Below are 12,989 nucleotides of genomic sequence, written 5' to 3'. Positions count from 1 at the left end.
TTTTGTGTTGTATTTAGTGATGCGATACATGCCTGAGTTGACGTTTTTGAATCAATCTGAGACGGATAAAGAGGACGATGGCGCCTGCGGCAAGCCCGGCAATCAGTCCGATCCAATAACCAAACGCCCCAAAGGAGGTATATGTGCCAATGAGATAACCGGCAGGAAGACCGATGACCCAGTAAGAGACAAAAGCAGCAATCAGCGTATAATTCACATCTTTATAGCCGCGCAGAGCCCCTTGAATGGGTGCAGCAATCGCATCTGACAGCTGGAAAAAGATCGCGTAAATCAAAAAGTGCTGTGTCATTTGTAAAACAGCTGATTCAGCTGTATATAAACCAGCGATCTCTGGTCTGAATAGCAAGATGAGGGCCGCCGTACATAATGAGAATAATACCGCCGTTCCAATGCCGATATAGCTGTAGCTTTGCGCGTCTTTATACCTCTTAGCCCCCGCTTCAAACCCAACAACGATCGTTAATGCCATTGAGATACTAAGCGGTAAAATATAAAGAATAGAAGCAAAGTTCATCGCTGCTTGGTGACTGGCGATAGTAATAGTATCAAAGTGCCCCATTAATAGCGTCACTGCTGCAAAGATACTCGTTTCAAAAAAGATCGCAAACCCGATAGGAAGGCCAATTTTCAGTATTTGCCCTATACGGGAGATATTCATTCGGGGCAGTTTTTGAAACAAACGAAATGAGGCAAATGGTTCTGTTTTAATGACAATAAAAATACTCATGATGAAAATCGCCCAATACGTCATTGCAGATGCAAGACCGGCACCCGCGCCGCCAAGCTTTGGAAAGCCAAAATTCCCAAAAATAAATACGTAATTTAAAACAAAGTTAATAGGAAGTGCTGTGAGCGTGATGAACATTGTCACACGTGTTTTCCCTAATGCATCAATAAATGACCTTAGCACCGAATAACCAAACAGCGGAATGATGCCAAAAGCAAGAAAGCTGAGAAAATGCCGGGCAATATCCTCTACAGAGTGCTCGAGTCCAAGTCCTCCTAGTATGTAAGGAACGCTGATCGTACCAATGACAATCACAGCGATACTTAAAAGAAAGGATAAATAAATCGCCTGAAAGACAGCCCGGGGAACATCTTCTTTATGCCCAGCGCCCATCAGCTGAGCCACAATCGGAGTAACGGCCATCAAAATCCCGGCAAGTCCCGTATAAACAGGTGTCCAAATACTAGAACCGATTGCAACACCCGCAAGGTCTTCTGCACTCACTTTTCCAGACATCACCGTATCTAAAAAGGTAATAAGCGAAAGACCTGCTTGGGTGATTAAAATCGGAATCAAAATGGTTAAAAATAGTGTCAGCTTTGCTCGAATGCTATTCGTTTCTCTCATCATAAGTTCCTCTCTGAACAGAAATAACGAGAGGAATTATATCATGCTATGTAAAAAAATCAATTCTCCGTCGGATTATTTTTCTTAGATGGCTTCGTTTTTTTAAACATTTGGGCATAAATAAAAGAAAGACTGACAACACCTAAAATGCTGCAAGCATATTGGATGATTTTCTGAATGGTCATATTAAGCTCACCTCCATACAAATAGAATGTGCACAATTTGCTATTTTATAACAACAAGCGAAAGAAGGAGGGAAAAGATCAGATGATCCATCGGACGAACGAAGAAGTGATATTTAAAGCGGGGATGAGAACACATTTAATGAACATTATGAAGGATGCAAGTGACATCATTGATTCTCTTGATGAAACAGAGCAGTGTTTACTTTGTGATCTCGAAGCATTGCATGATCAGTTTAATGAAATGCATGCAGAGGCCTCGTCGTTTTATTTACAAGCGTATATGGAAGAATTCACACCAGGATTTGCTCAATTTTCTTTAGCCATTGAGAATTTATCAAAACAAAAGCATGGAGCACTCATTGTGATCCAAAGACGCGATGAGGTTGAGGATTTTATTCAAAAAGGGACAAACCTTCATGCGAAAATTAGCGCTTCCTTAATAGAAAGCATATTCTACCCGGGAAATCCACTGCATGACGGTGCTCTTTTAGTCAAAGAAAATACACTTGTTTCTGCTGCAAATGTGCTGCCGCTTACATCGAAAAAAGTGAGTCCTTCGCTTGGCACAAGGCACAGGGCAGCGATCGGACTCTCTGGTATGACAGATGCACTTGTTCTTGTCGTATCAGAAGAAACGGGAAAAATGTCGTTTGCGAAAGAAGGCGTGCTTTACCCGCTTACCGTAAAAGATCCGGAAATAAGAAAATAAAAACGAACGCTGCATTCTTCATTCGGAAGGATGCTTTTTTATTTGCGGAGAAAAATCGACCAATTAAGTAAAAAGTCATTTGATACAGAAAAATTTGTCATGTAGAATAGAACTATGAAACTAGCAGTGTGCTTGTTTTGACAAATTTCTAAACGTCAACTTAAAAATTCCTTAAAAAATGTTTATAAATACAACAAACAGCCGATAGAAACGATATGGCTTTGTTTTTTAGCATTTTGAGTTGGCTGCTTTAGCCTATTTGTTATTGCCCAACGTCTTCATGTCGAGTAATATAATAGAAATAAAGATAAAATAGTGCAAGAGAAGCAGAACCATTAAATGCTAAACTCAAAAACTAGTACATACGTCTTAATGGACAAAATCACGAAAGGCGGAGATTCCTCTATGAAGAAAAAAGTAGTAACCGGCCTTACAGTTTCAGCGATCGCTGGCTCAGCTGTGTTTGCTGCACCGGCAGAAGCACAGACGATCAAGGTGAAAAGCGGTGACTCACTTTGGAAGATTGCCGAACAGTACAATACAACTATTTCGGAGCTTCAATCTCTTAATCAATTAAAAACGACAATGATTTTTGCAGGGCAAAGCTTAAAAATTCCTGGTGAAAAAAGCAAGAAATCCAGTTCATCAACAGGGTCAAAAGCAAAGAAATCAAGTGCTTCAACGACTTCCAGCTATACTGTAAAGCTTGGCGATTCTTTATGGCTGATTGCAAAAAATCATAAAATGTCAGTTGCAAGCTTAAAGAGCCTAAACAGCTTAAACAGCGACCTGATTCGTCCTGGTCAAAAGCTAAAGGTATCTGGCAGCACGAAGACGAGCGGAAGCCAGTCATCAAATTCAAACTCATCTTCAAATTCCAGCTCAAGCAATAAGACAACGAATTCAAATAGTTCATCATCTTCAAGTACATACAAGGTTAAATTAGGGGATTCACTTTGGAAAATTGCGAATTCGCTAAATATGTCGATTGGTGAAATCAAAACATTGAACGGACTAAAATCTGATATGATTTATCCGAATCAAGTATTGAAAGTAAAAGGGACGGCTGCATCAAAACCAAGTCAGTCAAAACCTACTACACCAAGCAATTCAAACAGTAACCAGTCTTCTAGCGGGAAAACAACCTCTTATACTGTAAAATCAGGCGATTCGTTATGGAAAATTGCGAATCAATTCAAAGTACAGGTTCAATCAATCCGCACAGCCAACAACTTAAAAAGTGATGTGCTTAGAATTGGACAAGTATTAAAAATTAATGGTGCAGCTTCCGGCTCAACTGGATCGAATGGCTCTACGTCTAACGGTTCAACAAAGCCAGTCGACAATAACAAAAATGATGTACCAATGAATGCAAAGATCACGACAATGATTCAAGAGGGGAAAAAGCTGACAGGCGTTCCTTACAGATGGGGCGGTAATACACCAGCAGGATTTGACTGCAGCGGCTTTGTTTACTATCTCATTAACAAAGTTTCATCTGTATCCAGATTAAGCACAGCTGGCTACTGGAATATGATGACTCCTGTAAGCACACCACAAGTTGGAGATTTTGTTTATTTTACAACGTACAAAGCAGGCCCTTCTCATATGGGACTATACCTTGGCGGAGGAGATTTCCTTCATGCAAGTGACAATGGAGTAGGGATCTCGAACTTAAGCAACCCATATTGGAAAAAAGCCTACTTAGGTGCAAAACGTTTCTTCTAAAAAAAGCCGATTTTCGGCTTTTTTTGTTTGCCCGCTGCTGTGATTGTCCATACTGATAACAAAAGGGGGCAGTCATAAATGAAAAAGTCAGTGTGGATGATCGTGATATGTTTGATCTTTACCGCATCAGCATGTCATGCACCGCCGAAAAAAGAAACGACAGAAGAAACAAGCGAAGTTTCAGCACCTAAACAATCACCAGTTACGACGTCACTCATAAACGAAAGCGGGCAAAAAATAGGAAGCATTGAAATAAGAGAGTCCTCAGAAAATGGGCTGGATCTGCATGTGAAAGCGAAAGGGCTGCCGCCAGGTCCTCACGGTTTTCATATTCATGAAACAGGAATATGTGAAACGCCAGATTTTGAAACGGCAGGAGCTCACTTTAATCCAACCCATAGAGAGCATGGTTTTGACAATCCAAAGGGGCACCATGCTGGAGATATGCCTAATTTAGAGGTAGGAGCAGATGGACAAATTGATGTGGTTGTGAACGTACCGGATGTGAAGTTAAAGGGAGGCCCGAATCAATTAATCGATCAAAATGGGCGAAGCTTTATCATTCATGCAGAAGCAGATGATTATTTAAGTAACCCTTCTGGAAACTCAGGGAAACGCATCGCTTGCGGATCGATCACAAAAGAAATGGTAAAATAACAGAAGTCTAACCTTTATGTATTGAGTGCATAAAGGTTTTTTTAGTATACTTGGTGAGGAAAATGATCGAAGAGAGGAATTAATCATACATGTTTAACGAACAATCACTCCCAGAAGAAATTCAAGCAATGATTGAAGCAAAAGCAAAAGTGCTGGAAGAAGAATTTCGTCCACTTATTGGAACAGGTGGCTATGAATCACAGGATACTTCTATCATTCAAGATGCCATGATTGCATTGGCACTAGGAAAAAACGTTCTTTTAAAGGGGCCGACCGGCTCAGGTAAAACAAAACTAGCAGAAACATTATCCGCTTTTTTTCAGCAGCCGATGCACAGTGTGAACTGCTCGGTTGATCTTGATGCTGAAAGCTTGATTGGCTATAAAACCATTCACAATGATGGTCAGGTGGCTTCGATTGAATTCATTGAAGGACCTGTGACAAAAGCAATGAAAAAAGGCCATCTTTTATATATTGATGAAATCAACATGGCAAAGCCAGAAACACTTCCTATTTTAAATGGTGTACTCGACTACAGAAAAATGATGACAAACCCATTTACAGGTGAGGTTGTTCGAGCAGAAGAAGGCTTCGGCGTCATTGCTGCAATCAATGAAGGATATGTCGGCACAGTACCTCTAAATGAAGCGTTAAAAAACCGTTTTGTTGTCATTGACGTTCCATATATCGGCGGCGGTATCCTGAAAGATGTACTGCAATCTCAATCTGTTTTAAAGGATGAGCGGTTAATTGAACAATTCGTTCAGCTCTCATCTGACCTCATTACACAAGCTCATAACGGACAGGTGAGTGAAGAAGCAGCATCCATCCGCGCACTCCTGGATACTTGTGATCTTGCGCAGTACATCCCGCCGCTTCGTGCCGTTGAACGAGGCATTGTTGAAAAGCTGGAAGATGACCGGGAAAAAGCAGCGGTAAGAAATATCGCTCAAACATTATTCGAGTGAGGTTCTGACTTTTGAAATTCATCAAATTTAATGACAGCAGAATCGATTCATTTTTATTTATGGAATTAACGGATTTAGCCAAAACGTTAGCAAAAAGTGATGATGTCGAGCTTGAATACGGTGTACAGTCCTACTATGAACCGTTTGAAAAGAAAATTTTCATCAGTCATTTTTGGGATGATCGTAAACAAGAAGATATGCTAGCAGGGCTGAAAAGTGATGTGTTCCTTCGTGCAGTAGGCACGGTTTATAGTGATCTTACGGTATTTCAGGAGATCATTCGCTTTGCTCATACATTATCCATTCCTGATGTATGTAAACAATTGTTTATGCTGTTTGAAGATATCCGGATTGAAGAGCGGATTAAACATGACCGCCCAGGAACAAAAAAGGTATTTAAACGAAGAAGAGAGCTGTACCGGCGTCACTTTAAGACACAATTAACGATTAACCAAGAACGAAGTATTTTAACAGATGCACTCTTTTGTGCGATTTATGTGAAGCTGACAGCTGATTCTCCGCTCGAAGAGATTCCGCCTCTTCATGAGCAGATCAACCCGATGATTCCGTTTATTGAGTCAAGTCTTGAACGTGTGTATGATGCGGGTTCAACAGCAGACATCGCAGCTATTGTCAAAGAATTGATGGAAGGATTCGATGAACTGCTTGAAAAGGATATGCTGAATACGTACTTTTTCTTCCCTGAATTGGACTATGAACAAGCGGCAAAAGAACCGCTGTTCCATGACTTAAAAAGAAAACCTACATTAAGTGAGGACATTAAAGTCGACCGAGAAAAAGAAGGCGATGAAGACATTCACCAAGAGTATATGGAAGTGTGGCATCGAGAAACCGAAGCGCCATCCAAAAGCTTCCTTCAATTTGATTTAGAGCACGGCGGTAAAAGTGATCTTGGTAAGGATGCGGCAAGAGAAGGTGATGACGGAGATCAGGCACTCGGAACTGTCCAAGGCTCTGCAAAGCAAACACACCGGAAAGATTATTCAAAGCTTGAAGCGCTGGAAGAGGCTGAAGGTGAAGAAAGCGGAGCAGATGGTTATGAGAATGGAAAAGAAAACAAATATGCTTTTCCAGTGATGATTTCACCAGATCCTCCTAAGCCAGAACAAATCGATGTATACAAGCAGCATGCTAAGGAAATTGAGCCTTATCAGAAACGCTTAAAACAAATGATCCAAAAAACACTTGAACATAAAAAGTCATGGCCTAAAACAGACCTTCATGCAGGACGTCTCAGTAAAAAGCTGATTCGCTACTTTACAGAGTCTAACCCGCGTCTTTTCTATAAAAAACAGGCACCGTCTTCTCAGATTGATGCTGTTTTCACCTTATTAGTAGACTGTTCAGCGAGCATGTTTGACAAGATGGATGAGACGAAAAAAGGCATTGTTCTCTTTCATGAAGCGTTAAAATCCGTGCAAGTCCCACATCAAATTGTTGGGTTTTGGGAAGATACAAACGACGCAACAGAAACAAGTCAGCCAAACTACTTCAACACAGTTGTGTCGTTCAAAGATTCTCTATTTGACGCAGGGCCTTCTATTATGTCTCTTGAGCCAGAAGAGGATAACCGGGATGGCTATGCGATTCGCCAAATGACAAAGATGATTTTAAAACGAAGAGAAGAACAAAAGTTTCTGATTGTCTTTTCAGACGGAGAGCCAGCTGCGTTCAGCTACGAACAAAATGGGATTGTCGATACGCATGAAGCAGTGCTTGAAGCGAGGAAAAAGGGCATTGAGGTGATCAATGTGTTTTTATCCAATTCGCCGATAGAAGAAGCACAGATGAAAACCATTCAAGATATGTACGGCAAGTTCAGCATTTTTGTACCAGATGTCGATACATTGCCAGATGTTTTATATCCATTACTGAAGAAACTGCTGCATAAAAGCATTGGGGCATAAGCTTTTGCCCCTTTCTTCAAATTATTTTTCGGAATGATTTAAATTTTTTGTTTTTCTGTGAATTTTTTATCTTTAATTGAACAAAGAATGTAGAAAGTAATCCAAAACAGTGGTAGAATATTATTGGAAGCGTTTTATTACATAAATTTGGTCATTGTGTTCTGGAAGTTATATCGAGATAGTGTTCAATCACTTGATGATCAAAGTTGGGGGTAGTGTTCAAAATGTTTCAAAATGATGTGAAACAACCGTTGAGTTGGGAAGAATTTCATGGTCCGAACCTCGGCTATGTGCTCGAGCTCTACGATCAGTATGTCCAGGATCCTACTAGTGTTGATGAAGATCTAAGAGGCATATTTGATGAACTTGGTGCACCACCGAGTGAAATGAAGGAGGAAATTGGGAAAAAAGAAAATAGCATAGTTACTTCTGAACAAATCCAAAAGATAGCATCAGTCGTTAAACTGGCAGAAGACATCAGAACGTATGGCCATTTAAATGCTTCCGTCAATCCTCTTCGCAAAGAAAAGGAATTACAAGAGCTGTTTCCTTTAAAGGAGTACGGTTTAACAGAAGAAGATGTCAAGAATATTCCGATATCTATTATTAGTCCGGATGCACCAAAACACATTTCAAACGGCATAGAAGCCATTAACCATTTGAGAAATACGTATAAACGTACCATTTCATTTGAGTTTGATCACGTGCATGACTTCGAAGAGCGAAACTGGCTCTCAAAATCAATCGAATCTGGTGAACTATTTAAGAAAAAACCAGCAGATAAACTAGTTTCTGTATTCAAGAGATTAACAGAAGTTGAGCAATTCGAGCAGTTTCTTCATAAAACATTTGTTGGGCAAAAGCGCTTCTCTATAGAAGGTTTAGACGCACTTGTCCCAGTACTTGATGAAATTATTTCAGAGTCTGTTACACAAGGGACTTCAAATATTAACATTGGAATGGCACACAGAGGCCGTTTAAATGTATTAGCACATGTGTTAGGAAAGCCATATGAGATCATTTTCTCAGAATTCCAGCATGCGCCAAATAAAGAGCTCGTTCCATCAGAAGGCTCTATTGGCATCAGCTACGGATGGACAGGGGATGTGAAGTACCATCTTGGAGCTGACCGTCAAATTAAAGACGAAGATACAAAGAGTGCGAGAGTTACGCTTGCTAATAACCCAAGTCACTTGGAGTTCATTGATCCAATCATTGAAGGAAGCACGCGTGCCGCTCAGGAATCACGTACTCAAAAAGGCTACCCAGTTCAAGACGTTGAAAAAGCGTTAGCCATCTTAATTCATGGGGATGCAGCATTCCCTGGAGAAGGAATTGTGGCAGAAACATTAAATTTAAGCCAACTTGTAGGCTATCAAGTGGGCGGAACCATCCATATTATTGCCAATAATATGATCGGTTTTACAACAGAAAGCAATGAATCCCGCTCGACGAAATATGCGAGTGACCTTGCAAAAGGATTTGAGATCCCTATTGTTCACGTCAATGCAGATGATCCAGAAGCGTGTTTAGCGGCTGTTCAGCTAGCAGTAGAATACCGCAAACGCTTCAAGAAGGATTTCCTTATTGACTTGATCGGTTACCGCAGATACGGTCATAACGAAATGGATGAGCCTTCTACAACTCAGCCAATGCTGTACGATGCGGTCAGAAAGCACAAAACGGTCAAGAATATCTTTGCAGATAAACTTGTCTCAGAAGGTCTTTTGACAAAAGAGCAGCGTGAAGAAATCGAGCAGGCTGTGACGGCAAAAATAGAAGAAGCTTATAAAAAGGTGCCTTCAAAGAAAGAGCATACGATTCAAGAAATCGAACTGCCAGAGCCTGTATCAAACGGCTTCCCAGCAGTGGATACATCAGTAGAATTTGATGTATTGCGAAAGCTGAATGAAGAATTGATCAGCTGGCCGAATGATTTCCAAGTATTTGGTAAGCTGAAGCGGATCCTTGAAAAACGTGCAAAAGTGTTTACAGATGACCGTAAAGTAGAATGGTCACTTGGGGAAGCACTCGCATTTGCATCTATATTAAAAGACGGTACGCCAATTCGAATGACCGGACAGGATTCAGAGCGTGGTACTTTTGCTCAAAGAAACCTTGTTCTTCACGACAGTCAAACGGGAGATGAATTTATTGCTCTTCATGAACTAAGTGATGCGAATGCTTCGTTTACAGTTCATAACAGTCCACTGTCAGAAGGCTCAGTCATCGGGTTTGAATATGGTTATAATGTCTATTCTCCTGAAACGTTAGTGATTTGGGAAGCTCAATTCGGAGACTTCGCAAATGCAGCTCAAGTGTATTTCGATCAATTTATCTCAGCTGGCCGTGCAAAATGGGGACAAAAATCAGGTTTAGTCATGCTGCTGCCGCATGGATATGAAGGACAAGGTCCTGAGCATTCAAGTGGAAGGACAGAGCGCTTCCTGCAATCAGCTGCTGAGAATAACTGGACAGTTGCGAACCTGACAAGTGCAGCGCAATATTTCCATATTCTTAGAAGACAGGCGAAAATGCTGCTTCGTGAAGAGATTCGTCCGCTTGTCATTATGACACCGAAGAGTCTGCTTCGTAACCCGAACACATTGTCTGAAGTCCAAGAATTAACAGATGGACAGTTCCGTCCAGTTCTTGAACAGCCAGGTCTTGTACATGATCACGAAAAAGTATCGCGTCTCGTGTTATCTAGCGGGAAGGTATCCATTGATATTAGTGATCGTTTTACTCAAATGGAAGAGCCGAAAGATTGGCTTCACGTTGCAAGAGTGGAACAGCTATATCCGTTCCCAGCCAAAGATATTAAAGGAATTTTAACAAAGCTGACAAACTTAGAAGAAATCGTATGGGTGCAAGAAGAACCACAAAATATGGGAGCTTGGGGATACATTGAGCCATATTTACGTGAAATTGCGCCTGAAAAAGTAAAAGTACGTTACATCGGCCGAAGAAGACGTTCAAGTACGGCTGAGGGTGATCCAACTGTGCATAAAAAAGAACAAGAACGAATTGTATCTGATAGCTTGACTCGCAAAAACTAAGGGGGAAATGAAAAATGGCGGAAATTAAAGTACCTGAATTAGCGGAATCAATCTCGGAAGGAACGATTGCTCAATGGCTAAAGCAGCCGGGCGATTATGTGGAGCAGGGGGAGTACCTGCTAGAACTTGAAACAGATAAAGTCAATGTCGAACTGACTGCTGAAGAATCTGGTGTATTAAAAGAAGTGCTGAAAGATTCTGGTGACACTGTACAAGTTGGAGAGGTCATCGGAACGATTGCAGCAGGTGAAGCTGGCGGAAGCGAGTCCGCAGCTCCAGCACCTGAGCAAGCTTCTGCACCAGCTTCGAAAGAAGAACCGGCAGCTGCTCAAAAAGAAGAAGCAGTAAAAGAAGAGCCGAAAGCTGGTAATGGCAGAACCATCGCTTCTCCTGCAGCTAGAAAATTAGCGAGAGAGAAGGGGTTAGACTTATCTGAGATTCCAACCGTAGATCCGCTGGGCAGGGTACGAAAGCAGGATGTCGCTTCTTATCAAAAGAATGAAGCACCTGCAAGTGCACCGAAAGCCGCGCCAAAAGCAAATGCTGCGGTGCAAACTGAACAACCAGGAAAGCCTATTGAACGTGAAAGAATGTCACGCCGCAGACAAACAATTGCAAAACGTTTAGTTGAAGTTCAACAAACGGCTGCGATGCTGACGACATTTAATGAAGTCGATATGACAGCGGTAATGGATTTAAGAAAGCGTCGTAAAGATGCCTTCCTAGAACAAAATGATGTCAAGCTTGGCTTCATGTCCTTCTTTACAAAAGCAGTTGTAGCAGCACTGAAGAAATATCCGCTGCTTAACGCAGAAATTCAAGGTGATGAGCTTGTCTTGAAAAAATTCTATGACATCGGCATCGCTGTTGCTGCAAACGAAGGACTTGTTGTACCGGTTGTCCGTGATGCAGACAGATTGTCATTTGCGGGGATTGAAAAAGAAATTGGTCATCTTGCGAAAAAAGCAAGAGATAACAAATTGTCTCTTAATGAGTTACAAGGTGGATCATTCACGATCACAAACGGCGGAACATTTGGTTCTCTGCTTTCAACTCCGATTTTAAACAGCCCGCAAGTTGGAATTTTAGGGATGCATAAAATTCAGCTTCGTCCGGTAGCGATTGATGAAGAACGTTTTGAGAACCGTCCGATGATGTATTTAGCTCTTTCTTATGACCACCGCATTGTCGATGGTAAAGAAGCAGTTGGATTCCTCGTTACGATTAAAAATCTGCTTGAAGATCCTGAGCAGCTATTACTTGAAGGATAATCTTCAATTATAAAAAGCTAGCACCTGTTAAGGTGCTAGCTTTTTTTCTTTTCACTGTCATGTTGTCCTCGTTTTGACCAATACGTCGCAAGCCAGGAACCAGATAAATTATGCCACACACTAAAAATCGCACTTGGTACGGCTGCGAGCGGTGAGAAGTGTGCTGTTGCTAGCGCTGCACCGAGCCCGGAGTTTTGCATGCCTACTTCGATCGAGATCGCTCTACGAGAAGGGATATCCATTCTGCACCACTTTGCGATCAGGTAACCAAATAAGAGACCAAGTGCATTATGTAATATAACAACGGCAAATATCAGCAATCCAGTTTGAAGAATTTGCTCTTTATTTGCACTGACAACCGCTGCAATGATCAACACAATTCCAGCAACAGATACAAGCGGCAATGCTTGAACTGCATAGTTTACTTGTTTTTTGAAAAATACCTTAACGATAACCCCTAAGATAATAGGAATTAGCACAACTTGGACAATCGACAAAAATAATGCCTCAGGTGATACAGGTAACCATGATCTTGCAAAAATATAGATAAAGAGAGGCGTTAAAAAGGGAGCAAGAAGGGTCGATATCGTTGTGACCGCTACGGATAATGCCATATTGCCTTTTGCCAAGAAGGTCATGACATTGGATGCTGTACCGCCTGGGCAGCAGCCGACAAGAATAACGCCTACTGCAATTTCAGACGGCAGCCGTAATCCGTAAGCTAATAGAAAGGCGATCAGCGGCATGAGTGTGTACTGCGCCAAAACCCCAATTAACACATAGAGAGGTTTACGAAAAAGCTCCTTAAAATCTTCACCAGATAACGTAAGCCCCATCCCAAACATAATGACACCTAGTAAAAAAGGGATATACGGTCCAATCTGAGAAAAGACGTCAGGAAAAGCAAATCCAAGACATGCAAAGATAATGACCCAGATTGCAAAGGTTCTTCCTGCAAATTGACTAATGGTTAAAAGAATGTTCATTCATTGCTTCATCTCACTTTCCTCACATATCCTTTCTATTTTAAACGAATTTTCTGAAAAAACAACCCATTCTTTATAAAGGTGTTAATAATAAAATTATGTAAACTAAAAATACCCCATATA

At 41.2% G+C, this 12,989-nt stretch carries 10 protein-coding genes; 7 read left to right on the top strand and 3 right to left on the bottom strand.

Annotated elements, in window-relative coordinates:
* Positions 1-13: 13 nt before the first annotated feature.
* Positions 14-1,375, bottom strand: coding sequence for an MATE family efflux transporter (locus H7F25_RS08405; protein WP_185854483.1), 1,362 nt, complete (start codon positions 1,373-1,375; stop codon positions 14-16).
* Positions 1,376-1,434: 59 nt separating this feature from the next.
* Positions 1,435-1,560 (bottom strand): hypothetical protein, encoded by a 126-nt coding sequence (locus tag H7F25_RS19320; protein WP_008359993.1) that lies wholly within the window; start codon positions 1,558-1,560, stop codon positions 1,435-1,437.
* Positions 1,561-1,642: 82 nt separating this feature from the next.
* On the opposite strand from H7F25_RS19320, the gene cdaS reads away from it, so the two are divergent.
* The 7 genes from cdaS (at position 1,643) to odhB (ending at position 11,880) form a co-directional block, all read left to right on the top strand.
* On the top strand, positions 1,643-2,269 hold the full coding sequence (gene cdaS / locus H7F25_RS08400) for a sporulation-specific diadenylate cyclase CdaS (protein WP_024422691.1): 627 nt from the start codon (positions 1,643-1,645) through the stop codon (positions 2,267-2,269).
* 405 nt (positions 2,270-2,674) lie between these two features.
* Positions 2,675-3,997 (top strand): C40 family peptidase, encoded by a 1,323-nt coding sequence (locus H7F25_RS08395; RefSeq protein ID WP_024428330.1) that lies wholly within the window; start codon positions 2,675-2,677, stop codon positions 3,995-3,997.
* A gap of 78 nt (positions 3,998-4,075) precedes the next feature.
* Positions 4,076-4,654, top strand: coding sequence for a superoxide dismutase family protein (locus H7F25_RS08390; RefSeq protein ID WP_185854482.1), 579 nt, complete (start codon positions 4,076-4,078; stop codon positions 4,652-4,654).
* Between the two features lie 89 nt (positions 4,655-4,743).
* Entirely contained in the window at positions 4,744-5,622 is an 879-nt protein-coding gene (locus H7F25_RS08385) for an ATP-binding protein (protein ID WP_185854481.1), read from the top strand.
* Between the two features lie 11 nt (positions 5,623-5,633).
* Positions 5,634-7,550, top strand: a complete 1,917-nt coding sequence (locus H7F25_RS08380; RefSeq protein WP_025093121.1) for a vWA domain-containing protein — start codon at positions 5,634-5,636, stop codon at positions 7,548-7,550.
* Positions 7,551-7,774: 224 nt separating this feature from the next.
* Entirely contained in the window at positions 7,775-10,609 is a 2,835-nt protein-coding gene (gene sucA, locus H7F25_RS08375) for a 2-oxoglutarate dehydrogenase E1 component (RefSeq protein WP_024428334.1), read from the top strand.
* Between the two features lie 14 nt (positions 10,610-10,623).
* Entirely contained in the window at positions 10,624-11,880 is a 1,257-nt protein-coding gene (gene odhB / locus H7F25_RS08370; RefSeq protein WP_024422686.1) for a 2-oxoglutarate dehydrogenase complex dihydrolipoyllysine-residue succinyltransferase, read from the top strand.
* Between the two features lie 35 nt (positions 11,881-11,915).
* Here the strand turns inward: odhB and H7F25_RS08365 are convergent, their stop codons facing one another.
* The gene (locus H7F25_RS08365; protein ID WP_024422685.1) at positions 11,916-12,866 is read right to left on the bottom strand and encodes a bile acid:sodium symporter family protein; all 951 of its coding nucleotides are present in this window, start codon (positions 12,864-12,866) and stop codon (positions 11,916-11,918) included.
* Positions 12,867-12,989 lie beyond the last annotated feature (123 nt).

The sequence above is a fragment of the Bacillus sp. PAMC28571 genome (assembly GCF_014250435.1).
GTDB classification, from domain to species: domain Bacteria; phylum Bacillota; class Bacilli; order Bacillales; family Bacillaceae; genus Bacillus; species Bacillus safensis.
Note: the sequence above shows the minus strand (reverse complement) of the source record. Positions and strands in the feature narration are given on the sequence as shown.

Excerpts from the sequence above, each read along its gene's own strand:
- H7F25_RS08405 (WP_185854483.1), bottom strand. The coding sequence starts at position 1,375 with ATGAGAGAAACGAATAGCATTCGAGCAAAGCTGACACTATTTTTAACC.
- H7F25_RS19320 (WP_008359993.1), bottom strand. The coding sequence starts at position 1,560 with ATGACCATTCAGAAAATCATCCAATATGCTTGCAGCATTTTAGGTGTT.
- cdaS (WP_024422691.1), top strand. The coding sequence starts at position 1,643 with ATGATCCATCGGACGAACGAAGAAGTGATATTTAAAGCGGGGATGAGA.
- H7F25_RS08395 (WP_024428330.1), top strand. The coding sequence starts at position 2,675 with ATGAAGAAAAAAGTAGTAACCGGCCTTACAGTTTCAGCGATCGCTGGC.
- H7F25_RS08390 (WP_185854482.1), top strand. The coding sequence starts at position 4,076 with ATGAAAAAGTCAGTGTGGATGATCGTGATATGTTTGATCTTTACCGCA.
- H7F25_RS08385 (WP_185854481.1), top strand. The coding sequence starts at position 4,744 with ATGTTTAACGAACAATCACTCCCAGAAGAAATTCAAGCAATGATTGAA.
- sucA (WP_024428334.1), top strand. The coding sequence starts at position 7,775 with ATGTTTCAAAATGATGTGAAACAACCGTTGAGTTGGGAAGAATTTCAT.
- odhB (WP_024422686.1), top strand. The coding sequence starts at position 10,624 with ATGGCGGAAATTAAAGTACCTGAATTAGCGGAATCAATCTCGGAAGGA.
- H7F25_RS08365 (WP_024422685.1), bottom strand. The coding sequence starts at position 12,866 with ATGAACATTCTTTTAACCATTAGTCAATTTGCAGGAAGAACCTTTGCA.